Raw genomic sequence first — 14,034 nt, forward strand, 5'->3', positions numbered from 1 at the left:
TTCGTGTACTGGTCTAGCGAGATTGACTGGATCCGCATTAGCCTCCATAGGTTTCAGCCGGTTTGGCTCAAGAGAAGCTGGCCCAAGATCAGCCGTTGGCTGACGTTCTCCAGATCGCTCAAGCGGTCCGCATGCCCGTCTTCAATCTTGAACAGGATCATTTCGTTGATGCCGGCCACGATCGCCAGCACCAGTTCGGGGTCCAGGGGCGGTAGCGATGGCGCCAGCGTGCGTTCCGCTTCGTAGGAAGCCAGCAGGACATCTGCAAACTGCTGCAGGACTTCGCGCTTGGCCTTCATGCCCTCCGTACCCAGGTACAAGATGTCGATGTACAGCCGCTTCATCAGCGCAGACTGCCCCTGCATGAACGACAGGTAAGCCTTGGCCCCCAGCTGAATGCGCTCCAGCGCTGAGAGGCCGGGGGTACCGGACGCTTCCTTGAGGACGCCCAGCACCCGAGCACTGTTCTCACGATAGAGCGCCAGGAAGCAGTCTTCCTTGTTGGCAAAGTGTTGGTAGAAGGTCCGTTTGGACACCCCCGCCTCTTTCACCACATCGTCGGCGTAGAGCTCGGACAGCGCGTGTTGCTCCAACACCTTGGCCATGCCAGCGATCAGGCGACTGCGCGGTGAAATGCCATCTTTCGTCAAGGCCATGAATGGGTTGGGGAAGCGCTGGAGCGGTCTCTGGATTATTGCGGTACACTTTTGTACCACCTTTCCCGAGTCGTTACTCCATGGCTTTGCAAAACGGTTTTCCCCCTTCAAATGCTCGCGTTTCCACCCAGGTCGCCATCGTCGGTTCAGGCTTCGGCGGATTGGCCTCGGCCCATTACTTGAAGCAGGCGGGGATCGAAGACTTCCTCATCCTTGAGCGTGCAAGCGACGTTGGTGGCGTGTGGCGCGACAACAGCTATCCAGGGTGCGCCTGCGATGTGCAGTCCCATCTGTATTCGTTTTCCTTCGCCCCCAACCCGGACTGGAGTCGGTCGTTTTCACCTCAAGGCGAAATCCTGAGCTACCTGAAGCGCTGTGTGCAGGAGCTGGGGCTGATTCCCCACGTGCGACTGAACCACGACGTTCATCAAGCCACGTGGGACGAGACCAGCGCCACCTGGTGCATTCAGACCAGCCAGGGGGAGGTGCGCGCCCAGCACCTCGTGGGCGCTTTCGGCTCACTGAGCGACCCACTGATGCCGAAGCTTCCTGGCCTGGAGGCGTTCAAGGGCGAGGTCTTCCATTCGGCCCACTGGCCAAAAAGCTTCAACCCCAAGGGCAGACGCGTCGCTGTGATGGGCACGGGCGCGTCTGCCTTGCAGTTCATCCCGGCCATCCAGCCGGACGTGGCGCAGATGCACGTTTTCCAACGCACGCCACCGTGGGTCTTGCCTCGCCACGATGGGCCGATTTCGCCGTTCGCTCGGTCAATGTTTCGCAAGCTGCCCTGGCTCCAGAAGCTGGCGCGCGCGCAAGTGTATGTACATCGCGAAGCCTTGGCCCTGGGCTTCCTGCACCCCTGGCTCATGGCGCGCACACAAGGCAAGGCGCTCAGGCACATTCATGCGGCGGTGAAAGATGCCACCTTACGCAAAAAGCTGACGCCTGACTACACCTTGGGGTGCAAGCGGATCTTGATCTCGAACACCTACTACCCAGCGCTGGCGCAAGCCAATGTCGAGGTCATCACCGATGGCGTCGAGCAGGTCTTGCCGGAGGGTGTCGTGGGGCAGGACGGTGTCTTCAGGCCGGTGGACACGATCATCTACGGCACCGGTTTCCAGACCAAGGATCTGCCTTTCGCCCACCTGATCCACGATGGAAAGGGCCGCACGCTGGCATCGTCCTGGCAGGGCAGTCCTCAAGCCTACATGGGCACCACGGTTCACGGCTTTCCCAACCTGTACTTGCTGCACGGTCCCAACATCGGGCTGGGCCACACCTCCGTGGTGTACATGCTGGAAGCGCAGGCCAGGCACATCGTGGGAGTCATCAAATTGGCCCAGGCCAAAGGCTGCGACGCGGTGGAGCCCACGGCCTCAGCACAGCAGCGCTTCCTGGCCCGGATCGAGAAAATGATGCGTGGCACCGTGTGGGTGGCGGGCGGCTGCGAAAGTTGGTATCTGGACGAGACAGGTCGCAATTCCAGCATCTGGCCCGGCTTCACCTTCAGCTATGCGCAGGCCGCGAACAAGGTCGCAGAGAAAGACTATGCATGGCGGCGCCTTGCGTCCACAACGCCTGCCTACAGCAGCGCCAAGGCGTCCACATGAGGGCGTCCAGAATCAGGGGCGGGTTCCTGCGCGCGTTGGATCGATTGCTGCACACCGGTGCCCACCCGGCCACGCCAGATGCCCACGCCGTCGATCAACTCTCGCCCTTGCTCCAAGTGCTGCGCAGGCTTCGGCGCTTGGGGCCCAAGAGCCCCTCTGCCGTGGCCATACGCCAGCGCTTTCATGCCGACATGGCTGACTTTCGAGTGGGCTTTGAGATCGGAGACTCGCAAGACCTGTCCATCCCCACCGATCACGGCACGCTGGCGGCCCGGCTTTATCGCCCCCGCTCGCCCACCCGCCAGGCGCCGCTGACCGTGTTCTTCCATGGCGGGGGGTTCGTCATGGGCGACCTGGACACCCACGACGATGCGTGTCGTCTGTTGTGCGAGGGCAGCGGCATGCCTGTGCTCGCGGTGGCCTACCGGCTGGCACCAGAGGCGCCATTTCCCGCTGCGGTGGATGACGCGCTGGCCAGCGCACATTGGGCGCTCAAGCAGCGCGATGCCCTCGGCGTGACGGGCCTGGCATTGGGTGGAGACAGCGCAGGTGCCAACCTGGCCGCCGTGACGGCGGCGCGCCTCGCCCAGGAGGGGCAGCCTGTCGTCGCACAGCTGCTGCTTTACCCCGGAACCGATCTGTCGCGATCATGGCCATCGCACGCCCAATACGGCGATGGCTACTTCCTGGACCGCACCGAAAGAGACACGTTTTACGGCGCCTACCTGGGAGATGTCCGGGCGCATGCCACGGACTGGCGGGTGTCCCCCATGCTCTCCAATGTGCCGCGGGGCATGGCGCCCGCGCTGATCGTCACCGGCGGCCACGACATGCTGACGGACGAGGGGCAGGCCTATGCGCAGCACCTCATGCGTGCGCACATCCCCGTTCAGCGCCTGCACTTTCCCCGCCTGGGCCATGCCTTCATCAACCTGGCCAGCGTTCACCGGGAATCGCGCGCAGCGGTGGCGCAAATCGCCCGCGAATGGCGCGCTCTGGCATTGACATCACCAAGGAATTGACCATGAAGCCACAAGGACAGCGCGTGCTGATCACGGGCGCCGCCCGGGGCATTGGCGCGGAGACCGCGCGCCAACTCGCCGCGCAGGGGGCCACCTTGGCCCTGGTGGGCCTGGAGGCCGATCGGCTCGCCGCCCTCGCGAAAGAACTCGGCCCCCGCCATTGCTGGGCTGAATGCGATGTGACCGATCAGGCCTCGGTGCAGCGCGCCGTGACATCGGCCCTGGCGCATCTGGGCGGACTCGACGTGGTGATCGCCAACGCCGGCATTGCCAGCAATGGCACGGTGGCTGTCAGCCCTGTCGAAGCCCTCGTCAAAACAGTGGAGGTCAATCTCATTGGCGTCATCCGAACGGTGAGCGCCACCTTGCCCGCCATCACCAGCAGCCAAGGCTATGTCTTGCTGGTCTCGTCGGCCGCGGCACTCAAGTCCATGCCGGGCACCTCGGCCTATGCCGCCTCCAAGAGCGGGGTGGACCACTTCGCCAACGCCTTGCGCCTGGAAGTGGCCCACAAGGGGGTGGATGTCGGGGTCGTCTACCCCGCGTGGATCGACACCGACCTGGTGCGTGACCAGCGACGCGAGCTGGCCTCGTTCAACGATGCCCTCCAGCAACTGCCCTGGCCATTCAATGTGGTCACCTCGGTGGAGGATTGCTCGAAGTCCATGGTCAACGCCGTGAACCGCAGGCAACGCAAGACCTATGTGCCCGCGGCGTTGGCCCCCATTGGTGCGATACGCCAGTTGTTCATGAGCCCTCTGTGGGAGTTCTTCGTCAAACGCAAGGCCCGCGTGGCCGTGCCCAAGATCGAGGCCGAAGTCGTGGCAATGGGCCGCTCTTTTGGCGCCAGCAGCATGGGCCACGCCTTGACCGCCAAGCGCAATGAGGATTGACATGTCCCACACCCCTTTTGAGAATCAGATCGTCTGGATCACCGGGGCCTCTCGCGGCATCGGGGCCGAGTTGGCCAAAGCCTTTGCGGCGCAAGGCGCTCAACTCATCCTGTCTGCCCCTGAGTCCGAGCGCCTCGGTCTGGACAAGACGCTGGCCCTGTGCCAAAGCCGGAACGTCAACGGCCGATACCACATCGAGACCTTCGACCTCACTTCCAGCGATGAGGTTGAGCAGGCCTATGACCGCATCAAGTCAAGCGGATGGGACGTGGACATCCTGGTGCATAACGCAGGCATCACGCACCGCTCCATGGCCCTTGAAACGAGTATTGATGTCGATCGCAAGATCATGGCGGTGAACTACTTTGGGCCGCTGCAGATGACCAAGCTCGTCGCGCCGGACATGATCCGCCGTGGGCGCGGCAGCATCGTGGCGGTGGCCAGTGTGCTGGGCCTGATCGCCACGCCGCACCGGTCGGCCTACATCGCCGCCAAGCATGCCATGCACGGCTTTTTCGAAGCCCTGCGCACCGAAACGATGGACCAAGGCCTGCACGTGATGCTGGCCTACCCTGGCTTTGTGAACACGGACATCTCGGTGCATGCCCTCACGGCACAAGGCGGCACCCATGGCAAGCAGGACCCCGGACAGTCCAAGGCGATGCCGCCGCAGCGCGTGGCCCAGGCGATTGTTGACGGCCTCGCCCAACGCCAGCCCAGACTGTTGATCGCGGGCAAGGAGGGCTGGCTGGTGCGCCTCCAACGCTTGGCCCCCAGTTTGGTCACGCGCATTGTTCGACGCGTTGCAACCACCTGATTCTCCGATCTCATCTCTGAGAGCCCATGATCAACAAGCCCTTCCTGACAGCGGCCGCACTGGCCGTGGCCGCCATCGTCGGCTACCTGCTTTTCTGGCCCACGGGCGTCCAGCCGGTGGCCTGGCAGCCTCAACCTTCACCGGGCTACAGCGGCCCCTACGCCCGCAATGCGCGCCTGGCCGACTTGCGCCTGTTGCCCCTGGCCTCAGGCGTCGGCCCCGAACATGTGGCCCAGGGCCCCGATGGTTTGATGTACACCGCCCTGAGCAATGGCCACATCGTGCGCCTGCAGCGCGATGGCAAGCACCTGGAGCAAGTGGCCGACACCGGCGGTCGCGTGCTGGGATTCGACTTCGACCGCGATGGCAACCTCATCGCCGCCGATGCCTACAAGGGCCTGCTTCGCGTGACGCCCACGGGCCAGGTCAGCCTGATCACCGACCGGGTGTCGGACACCGATGCCATCGTCTTCGCCGACGCCGTGGCTGTCGCACCGGATGGCCGCATTTATTTCACCGAGGCCAGCCACCGCTTTCAACCTGGCCCCTGGGGTGACCCGATGGCGGTGAGCCTGGCCGAGATCCTGGAGCAGCGGGGCAATGGCCGGGTGCTGGTGCATGACCCCGCCACGCACACCACCGAGGTCATCGCCACGGGGCTGGTGTTTGCCAACGGCATCGTGCTGGCCGATGATGGCCAATCGCTCCTGGTGGCGGAAACCGGACGCTACCGCATCTGGCGCATCCCCATGTCGGCCCGGCAGCTGGATGTCCGCTTGCCGGGCAGCACGGCAAGCGTGGTCCTGGACAACCTGCCAGCCTTTCCCGACAACCTGACCAAGGGCGAATCGGGCCGCTATTGGGTGGGCTTGCCCAAAGCCCGCAGCGTGCTGGCCGATGCCCTGGCACCCTGGCCCTTCCTGCGCGCGGCGTCATTCCGCTTGCCCCATGTCTTGTTGCCGGTGCCCAAGCCCTATGGCCATGCGCTGGCGTTCAACGAGCAGGGCCAGGTCCTTGCAGACCTGCAAGACCCCAGTGGTCGCTACCCTGAAGTGACGGGCATCACCGAAGTGAAGGGCACCTTGTATGTCCACAGTTTGGTGGCGCCGGCGTTCGGCATGCTCAAGGTGGCCGCAGGTGGGCTACCCCGGTGATGTCAGCCCTTCTCTGACACGGCGTCGTGCCGGCCTTGCATCCAGGCTTCCGCCAGCTTGAATTGGTCACGGCCAGCGTCTGGGTGGGTCACGATGCTGACGTGGTCATAGTCATGCATCGCGCCACTCCGCTTGGACAGCACGTGGACCCGGGAGAAGTGTGGGCCGGATTCCGCACGAAAGCGCTTCACGTCCTCCGGGTTGCCTCGACAAGGATCGTCGATGGCCGCCAGATAAAGGGTGGGCGGCAGCTTGAGGTGCTGCGCAGCGCGGCCATAGTCAAAGCCGTCCTCATCGTCCACCCAGCGGTCCGCCTGGACCCATGCCTGGATCTGGCGACGCGTCTTGCGGGTCTCGTTGTCTGAGCCGATGCGCAATTGCCTGGCGGGCAAATAACCCACCCACCGCGTCACGCGCTTCAGCACCCCGTTCCACATCAGGTCGATTTCTATCCGGCGCTGCATGTTGCGAACCTTCACACTGCGTTTGGCGGCGAAGTGCACCACGCTGGCCACCTGGGCAATGAGGTCGGGATAGCGCAGCAGGCAACTGTTCATCACCACACCGCCCCAGGAGTGAGACACCCAGTGCACCTGGCTGGCCTGCGCGTGGTGCAGGACGGCGGCGTGCAGGGCCGGCAGGTCGACGCCAATCATCTCGCTCTGGCCATGCCGCGCATGCCGGTCGATGCGCGGCAGGCTGTTGCCCTTGCCGCGCAGGTCCGCCACGAACACATCGTAGCCACGCTCGGCTAGCCATGGCGCCAGGCCCTTGCCCGAACGGCTGTAGAAAACCCGTCCGTTGGACATCATGCCGTGCAGCATCAACACCGCCGGGCCGCGCCCATCAGCTCGCCTGAACCGGTGCAGGCACAGCGTGGCGTCGTCCACAGGGACGGAAATGCGCGTTGCTTGAATCTTCATGGAACTGCTTGGGGCCAGAACAGGCGCTCGGTTGAACTTGAGCCATGTCAAAGCCATGTGGTGTTGTGATCGGTACATTTTTGTACCACGAATTTGGATTGCAAATCCGGGCACACCAAAAGGACTCAAAACAGTGCAGACCTACACGGCCATCATCATCGGCAGCGGCTTTGGCGGCATGACCGCCGCCCTCAAGCTTAAACGGCTGGGCATCGATGACTTCCTGATCCTGGAGCGACGCCCCTTCGCTGGGGGCACCTGGTGCCAGAACACCTACCCAGGCGCGGCTGTCGACGTGCCCTCCACCTTGTACTCCTTGTCCACGGAGCACTTCCCCTGGAAACAGAAACTGGCCGACCAATCGGAATTGCACGTCTACACGGAACAGGTGATGACCAAGCACCACCTGCACGCCAAGACCCAACTGGGAGCGACGGTGTCCAAGGTGCAGTGGCAGGAGCAAGATCAATGCTGGCAGGTGGACACCGAAGAATGCGGAAGCTTCCGTGCGAGCTTCCTGATCAACGCATCGGGCCCCTTGAGCCACGCCAAGATCCCCGACTTTCCCGGTCGGGACACCTTCAAGGGCAAGGCCTTCCACACCAACGGATGGGACCACAGCTACGACCTTCGCAATAAACGTGTGGCCGTGATTGGCAGTGGCGCCAGCGCCGCGCAGGTGATTCCAGCCATCGTCGACCAGGTCAAACAATTGCATGTCTTCCAGCGCACGCCGCATTGGGTCATGCCTCGCCATGACAAGACCTATTCGTCGTTTGAGCGTTGGCTGATGGGCTTCCCTTGGATCTACAAAGTGGTGCGCGCCGCGGTGTACTGGAAGTTGGAGACGCGCGTGATCGGCTTCAAGTACTCCAAGGTACTGCTGAACCTGGTGGCCCGCCGCAAGGCCTTGGCGCACTTGCATAAGCAGGTGCCAGACCCGGCCATGCGCCAGCAGCTCACGCCGGATTTCGACATCGGCTGCAAACGCATCATCCTGTCCGACACCTTTTACCCGGCGCTGACGCGCGCCCACAGCACGCTGCATCCTCAGGCCGATGGCATCGCCGAGATCACCCCGACGGGCATCCGCACCAAGCGGGGCAAGCAGGTCGATCTGGACCTCATCGTCTACGGCACGGGCTATGACGCCACTGACGGGGTCGTGTCCTACCCCATCATCGGCAAGGGCGGACGCACGGTGGGTGACCTCTGGCGGGAATTTCCTCGTGCCTACCTGGGCACCACGCTGCCTGGCTTCCCCAATCTGTTTGTCATGACCGGACCCAACACGGGCATCGGCCACACCTCAGCCATCTTTGTCATCGAGTCGCAAATGGAATATGTCGCACGCTGCATCCAGCGCGTGTTGAAGCAAGGCAAACAAAGCATTGAGGTACTGCCAGAGGCAGAAAACAACTACACCACCATGATCCACGCTGAAATGGAGAAGACCGTTTGGAAGTCAGGTGGCTGCCACAGTTGGTACCAGAGCAAGAGTGGCCATGTCATTGCCATGTTTCCTGGCTTCAGCTTCACTTACTGGCGGATGGCGACATCGTTCAAGCCAGCACATCATCGGCTGAGGTGAGCATTGACGCCTGGGCTGATGCCAAGACGACTTACCGTGGGCAGCGGTGCCCTCAAGCCCGCTCAGGGTGAGGGCGGAACGGTGCGGTGCAGACAATCGATCCCGACGGTGCTGCACTGCGCGCCCCCGATGGAAATTGGACGTCAAGTCGGTTCAGTGCATGAATCATGGGCTTCGTCCGATGAGTTGTGGCAGCGAACCAGGCGGGCCATGATCAGGCTGGCTTTGGGGCCCGCAGATCAGCCCTGGCCAGGCCTCAGCATGAACGGGAAAACCAGCTGCTTCATCAGCGGCCGATCGACAAACGTCATGCCCAAAATCCTGCCATCGCTGGCCCACCGCAATTCGTCGGTGACCCAGCACCATGGTGCCCGGGCTGTGGCCGGATACAGAAGCGCCAGCGTGTCTTTGCCATCGATCAGCGAAGGCCTTCGCGCCAATGTCATGGGGAAGTGTTGCTGCGTGGCCCCTTCACGTTCGAACAGGTTGACCGCACGGCCCTCGCCAAGAAACTGCTTGCCCAGCCATCCTCCAAATCCAGTCACGGCCAGCGTGGGGCCACTGTTGAGTCGAAACCACCAAGGCCCCGCGGGCTCGCCACGGTAAAAGCCTGACAACTCATTGACGCCCACCGATCGGCTTGCGCTGAAGGCCTGCTTGAGTTGCCCGATGGAACGGGTCGACAGGCTTGATGTGTTGCTCATGGGGCAATCTGCCTTGGTCATCTGGTATTTATGGTTACATTATTGTAATCTTAAATGTGTTTGACAGGTGAAGTTTTGACTCAGTTCGCTGGCACGGTGGCCGTTGTGACAGGCGCCTCGGAAGGCATCGGCAAAGCCATCGGCCTGGAGATCGCTCGCCAAGGTGCCCAGGTTGTGGTGATGGCGCGCTCGGAGGCGAAGCTTGCTTCGGTGGTGGACGAGATCACCCGGGAAGGGGGCAAGGCCAGCTACGTGGTCGCGGATTTGTGCGCCCCGCAAGCGGTTCGCTTGGCCATGATGGAGGCCGTGGCCAGGCATGGCCCGATTGATGTGCTGGTCAACAACGTGGGAGCGGGCACTTTCAAGCCCCTGCACCTGACCTCCGAGCTTGAATGCGACATGGCACTGGCGCTGCCCCTCGTGCCTGCGGTGGTCGCCAGTCAGGCTGTCTTGCCAGGCATGCTCGCCAAGAGGCGGGGCCACATCGTCAATCTCACCAGCCCGGCGGGATTGATGCCCATGCCCTACATGGCGCCTTACACGGCTGCCCGCCACGCCATGGTCGCTTTGAGCCGAGGGCTGGCAGGTGAGTTGGACGGCACCGGTGTCCATGTTTCGCTGGTGTGCCCTTCGCAAGTAGACACTGGCTATTTCTTGAACAATGACGCGGACATGCGTTGGTACCCGCCGATCTCGACGGTGTTTCCGGTGCTGACGCCCGAACGTGTGGCCAAGGAAGTGGTGGCCGCCATCCTGCAGAACAAGCGCGAGGTGGTATTTCCGTGGCAGTTGCGATGGGCCATGCGCATGTACAGCGTGGCACCGGCCGTGAGTCAGGCATTCATGAAAGCCTGTGGCTTGTGGCATCGTGGCCTGGCTCATGCCGCCGGCACGAGCTAACCAGCGAGAAATAACATGAACGTGACCGTGATTGGCGGCGGGCTCATCGGCGCGTCCTGGGCTGCGCTTTTTCTGGCGCATGGCCACCGCGTGTGCATCCATGACGTGGCGCCAGACGTGGCTTCGAGCGTGCGCATGGAACTCATGCGCATTCAGCCCTTCCTGGCGCAGTTGGGGCACCCCCTGGATCCGGATGGGCCCGACTTGTCGTTCGAGGCCGATCTGGCCCAAGCCGTGCGTCAAGCCGATGTGGTGCAGGAGTGCGGCCCAGAGCGGCTGAATTTCAAGCAAGCGCTGTGGGTCAAGGTTGAAGCGCACTGCAGGCCTGATGCATTGTTGCTGTCCTCCAGCTCTGGGATCACCGCAAGCATGCAGGCCCGCAAGATGAGCTCTCCGCAGCGGATGCTGGTGGGGCATCCCTTCAATCCCCCGCACCTGGTCCCGCTGGTCGAGGTGGTGCCTGGAAAGCGCACCAGTGAAGACGCCGTTCGGCGCGCCCGTGACTTCTATGCCGGACTGGGCAAGCGGCCGGTGGTGCTGCGCAAGGAAATTCCTGGCTTTGTGGCCAATCGCATCCAGGCGGCGGTGATCCGCGAAAGCGTGTCGCTCGTCAGACAGGGGGTGGTGTCGGTCGAGGACCTGGACATCGCCGTTCAGGCCTCACTGGGCTTGAGGTGGGCTGCAGGCGGACCTTTCAAGTCTGCCCACCTGGGGGGCGGCACGGGCGGCATTCAGGCGTTTTTCAAGCAGTTCGCCACGGGCTTGCAGTTGCTGTGGCTCCACATGCGCCTGCGCCCGGTCTTGCTGACGGGGCGCGCGCAGCAAGCTTTGATTGACCAGGTAACGCAGAGCTACGGCGCCATGTCCATCGCCGAGCTGGCGTCCATTCGGGACCAGCAACAAATCGCGTTGCTGCAAGCCCTGCAGCAACCAACTGACAGCGAGTGAAACCATGAAAATTCAAGCCAACGAAGTGGTGTTGATCACTGGCTGCGGGTCGGGCATCGGCAAAGCGCTGGCGCGGGCCTTTCACGGGCAGGGGTTCACCGTTTGCGCCACAGCCCGGCGAGTGGACGCCATGAGTGACCTGGAGCGAGATGGCATTCAAACCTTGGCCCTGGATGTCACTCAGGATGAGGACATTAAGCGCGTGCTGAGCACCTTGAAGTTGGCAGGACAACAGGTCGGCGCCTTGGTCAACAACGCCGGCTATGGCGCCATGGGGCCGCTGCTGAATGTGCCCTCCAAAGAATGGCAGCGGCAGTTCGATGTCAATGTGTTTGCGCCCATGGCCCTGACACGTGCGGTGCTGCCGGGCATGATCGATCGCGGTCGTGGCACCGTCGTGAACATCAGCAGTGTGTCTGGCGTCATGCCCACGCCTTTTGCGGGCGCCTATTGCGCCAGCAAGGCGGCACTGAATGCAGCCTCGGACGCCTTGCGCATGGAATTGCGGCCGCTGGGGATTGATGTCGTCACGGTCCAACCCGGCGGCATTCAGTCATCATTCGGTGATCGTGCGGCTGACCAGGTCAATCTGGCCCGGGATTCGCCTTACCAGGCGGTGCGGCAGGGTGTGCTGTCGCGGGCCAATGAAAGCCAGGAACAGGCGATGCCCGCAGCTGCCTTTGCCGATGCGCTTGTGCATCAGTTGAAGCAACCCCGTCCGCCAGCCGTCATCAGGCTTGGCAAGAAAAGCACCCTGATGCCCTTGCTCAAGCAGATGCTGCCAACCGCGCTGCTCGACAGCATCCTCAGCAAACGTTTTCAACTGAACCGCCTGTCTCCACGAAAAGACCGATGACATGACTTGAAGGGCACTTGGTCCGAGCTCTCGGATGCGCAGGTCGCGCAGGCCTTGGATCGCATGCGTCCGCCCTCCGACCTTCGTTGTTCAAACGTGATCTTGGGTGCGACGGGTCGCTACTTCTGCCCGAACCGCGCCGCCTGCCCGCTGGCCGGGAATTCCTGCAGGATGTAGTCCACGAACACGCGGACCTTGGCCGGCACGAGCTTGCGGCTGGTGTAGTAGATGGACAGCGGCCGCGTCTCGGCGTGCCAATCGCGCAGCACGCGCACCAGCGCACCGCTCTCCAGCAGCGGCAGCGCATGCGGCATGGGCAGCATGGCGATGCCCATGCCGGTGGCCGCCGCGCGTGCCATGGCTTCGGGGTCGTCCAGCACCATCACCGGGCGCACGTGGGCGACGAGTTCCGCGCCCTCGTTGTTCTTCAAGGTCCAGGGCACCAGGCGCCCGGTGGCCAGCGAGCGGCGCAGCAGTCCGCTGTGGCGCGCCAGATCCTGAGGGTGCTTGGGCGTGCGGTGGGCCTTCAGGTAGGCGGGTGAGGCCACCAGCACGATGCGCACCCGCGAGAGTTCGCGCGCGATCAGCGCATCGGTCAGCTCGATGCCGCCACCAATGGCCACGTCGAAGCCCTGCGCCACGAGATCGACCTGGCGGTTGTCGAAATGCAGGTCGGGCACCACGTCGGGGTAGCGGCGAACGAACTCGCCCAGCAGCGGCAACACATACTCGCGCCCCACCGTGTGTGCAAGTGCCACTTTCAAGGTGCCCGCTGGCTTGCCCGCGCCCTGGCGCAGGTCGGTCAGCGCATCGCTGATCTCGCTCCAGGGTAATCGCACCTGGCTGTAGAGCCGATCGCCATCGGTGGTGAGCGCGAGGCTGCGGGTGCTGCGCTGGAAAAGCCGCACGCCCAAGCGCGCTTCCAACTGCGCCACGCTTTTGCTGACTGCCGCCGGTGTGACGCCCAGGAGGCGCGCGGCGGCGGAAAAACTGCCCTCATCGGCCGAGGCGATGAAGGCGTCCAGGTAGCTGCGCAGCTCGGTGATCATGGGTTTTATCTTATACCAATGGTTGAAACTGAATGATCAATTCAATGGCTACCGGAAGCAGGTGACAAAAGCCAAACTGCTGCTCATCAACTCCCCCACTTCAAAAGGAAACGCCATGAGCACCACCACCATCAACACCACCTCCGCCACTGCCGCCAAGCCCCTCGCCGGCAAGGTCGCCTTCATCCATGGCGGCTCGCGCGGCATCGGCGCCGCCTCTGCGCGCCGCCTGGCCCGCGACGGCGCCAGTGTCGCCATTGGCTATGCCACCTCGGCCATCGCGGCCGAAGCGCTCGTCGAAGAAATCAAGGCCAATGGCGGCAACGCCATCGCCGTCAAGGCCGATGCCTTCGATGCTGCCGCGCTGACCAGCGCCATTGATGGCGTCGCTGCCCGCTTCGGCCGCCTGGACATTCTCGTCAACAGCGCCGGCGTGCTGGCCCTGGCCCCGCTGGATCAGTTCACCTTGGAAGACTTCGACCGCACCGTGGCCGTCAACATCCGGTCCGTGTTCGTGGCCTCGCAAGCCGCTGCCAGGCACATGAAGGAAGGCGGCCGCATCATCAACATCGGCAGCACCAATGCGCAGCGCATGCCATTTGCCGGCGGCGCCCCCTATGCGATGAGCAAGTCCGCCCTCGTGGGTCTGGTCAAGGGCCTGGCCCGTGACCTCGGGCCGCGTGGCATCACCGTCAACAACGTGGCGCCTGGCCCGGTCGACACCGACATGAACCCTGAAACTGGCGACTTTGCCGCCACGATGCACGGCCTGATGGCCATCCCACGCCACGGCAAGGCCGATGAGATCGCTGGTATGGTGGCTTATCTGGCTGGCCCGGAGGCGGCGTTCGTCACGGGCGCTGATTTGCTGATCGACGGCGGCTTTGCAGCCTGAACACGAGGAGCAT

14 protein-coding genes are annotated in these 14,034 nt (G+C 63.3%); 10 read left to right on the plus strand and 4 right to left on the minus strand.

Annotated elements, in window-relative coordinates:
- Positions 1-53 precede the first annotated feature (53 nt).
- Complete coding sequence (locus tag LQ232_RS01995) at positions 54-656, minus strand: TetR/AcrR family transcriptional regulator (protein WP_230178331.1); 603 nt, start codon at positions 654-656, stop codon at positions 54-56.
- Positions 657-736: 80 nt separating this feature from the next.
- Between LQ232_RS01995 and LQ232_RS02000 the strand changes: the two genes are divergently transcribed.
- Genes LQ232_RS02000 through LQ232_RS02020 form a run of 5 tightly spaced genes read left to right on the plus strand, consistent with a single transcriptional unit; the run spans position 737 to position 6,155 of the window.
- Positions 737-2,269, plus strand: coding sequence for an NAD(P)/FAD-dependent oxidoreductase (locus LQ232_RS02000; protein ID WP_230178333.1), 1,533 nt, complete (start codon positions 737-739; stop codon positions 2,267-2,269).
- Positions 2,266-3,291 (plus strand): alpha/beta hydrolase, encoded by a 1,026-nt coding sequence (locus LQ232_RS02005; RefSeq protein ID WP_230178336.1) that lies wholly within the window; start codon positions 2,266-2,268, stop codon positions 3,289-3,291. The genes LQ232_RS02000 and LQ232_RS02005 overlap by 4 nt, the downstream gene beginning before the upstream one ends.
- Positions 3,292-3,293: 2 nt before the next feature.
- Entirely contained in the window at positions 3,294-4,184 is an 891-nt protein-coding gene (locus LQ232_RS02010; RefSeq protein ID WP_230178337.1) for an SDR family oxidoreductase, read from the plus strand.
- A 1-nt stretch (position 4,185) separates the two neighbouring features.
- Positions 4,186-5,001, plus strand: coding sequence for an SDR family oxidoreductase (locus tag LQ232_RS02015; RefSeq protein ID WP_230178338.1), 816 nt, complete (start codon positions 4,186-4,188; stop codon positions 4,999-5,001).
- A 26-nt stretch (positions 5,002-5,027) separates the two neighbouring features.
- Positions 5,028-6,155 carry an SMP-30/gluconolactonase/LRE family protein gene (locus LQ232_RS02020; RefSeq protein WP_230178339.1) on the plus strand — a complete coding sequence of 376 codons (1,128 nt, stop codon included), beginning with the start codon at positions 5,028-5,030 and terminating at the stop codon, positions 6,153-6,155.
- 2 nt (positions 6,156-6,157) lie between these two features.
- Here LQ232_RS02020 and LQ232_RS02025 read toward each other — a convergent pair whose 3' ends face one another.
- Entirely contained in the window at positions 6,158-7,078 is a 921-nt protein-coding gene (locus LQ232_RS02025; protein ID WP_230178343.1) for an alpha/beta fold hydrolase, read from the minus strand.
- A gap of 133 nt (positions 7,079-7,211) precedes the next feature.
- On the opposite strand from LQ232_RS02025, the gene LQ232_RS02030 reads away from it, so the two are divergent.
- Complete coding sequence (locus LQ232_RS02030; RefSeq protein ID WP_230178358.1) at positions 7,212-8,669, plus strand: NAD(P)/FAD-dependent oxidoreductase; 1,458 nt, start codon at positions 7,212-7,214, stop codon at positions 8,667-8,669.
- 239 nt (positions 8,670-8,908) lie between these two features.
- Here the strand turns inward: LQ232_RS02030 and LQ232_RS02035 are convergent, their stop codons facing one another.
- Positions 8,909-9,373 carry a hypothetical protein gene (locus LQ232_RS02035; RefSeq protein WP_230178360.1) on the minus strand — a complete coding sequence of 155 codons (465 nt, stop codon included), beginning with the start codon at positions 9,371-9,373 and terminating at the stop codon, positions 8,909-8,911.
- A 75-nt stretch (positions 9,374-9,448) separates the two neighbouring features.
- Here LQ232_RS02035 and LQ232_RS02040 point away from each other — a divergent pair, with 75 nt between their 5' ends.
- Genes LQ232_RS02040 through LQ232_RS02050 form a run of 3 tightly spaced genes read left to right on the plus strand, consistent with a single transcriptional unit; the run spans position 9,449 to position 12,077 of the window.
- A complete protein-coding gene (locus tag LQ232_RS02040; protein WP_230178362.1) occupies positions 9,449-10,273 on the plus strand; it encodes an SDR family oxidoreductase in 825 nt (274 codons plus the stop codon).
- A gap of 15 nt (positions 10,274-10,288) precedes the next feature.
- Positions 10,289-11,221: a 3-hydroxyacyl-CoA dehydrogenase NAD-binding domain-containing protein gene (locus LQ232_RS02045; protein ID WP_230178365.1), complete on the plus strand. Its 933-nt coding sequence runs from the start codon at positions 10,289-10,291 to the stop codon at positions 11,219-11,221.
- A gap of 4 nt (positions 11,222-11,225) precedes the next feature.
- The gene (locus tag LQ232_RS02050) at positions 11,226-12,077 is read left to right on the plus strand and encodes an SDR family oxidoreductase (RefSeq protein ID WP_230178367.1); all 852 of its coding nucleotides are present in this window, start codon (positions 11,226-11,228) and stop codon (positions 12,075-12,077) included.
- A gap of 119 nt (positions 12,078-12,196) precedes the next feature.
- Here LQ232_RS02050 and LQ232_RS02055 read toward each other — a convergent pair whose 3' ends face one another.
- The gene (locus LQ232_RS02055; RefSeq protein ID WP_230178369.1) at positions 12,197-13,126 is read right to left on the minus strand and encodes a LysR family transcriptional regulator; all 930 of its coding nucleotides are present in this window, start codon (positions 13,124-13,126) and stop codon (positions 12,197-12,199) included.
- A gap of 115 nt (positions 13,127-13,241) precedes the next feature.
- Here LQ232_RS02055 and LQ232_RS02060 point away from each other — a divergent pair, with 115 nt between their 5' ends.
- Positions 13,242-14,021, plus strand: a complete 780-nt coding sequence (locus LQ232_RS02060) for an SDR family oxidoreductase (protein ID WP_230178371.1) — start codon at positions 13,242-13,244, stop codon at positions 14,019-14,021.
- The last annotated feature ends 13 nt before the right edge of the window (positions 14,022-14,034 follow it).

Source organism: Aquabacterium sp. CECT 9606 (genome assembly GCF_918741295.1).
In the GTDB taxonomy this organism is placed as follows: Bacteria; Pseudomonadota; Gammaproteobacteria; order Burkholderiales; family Burkholderiaceae_C; genus Aquabacterium.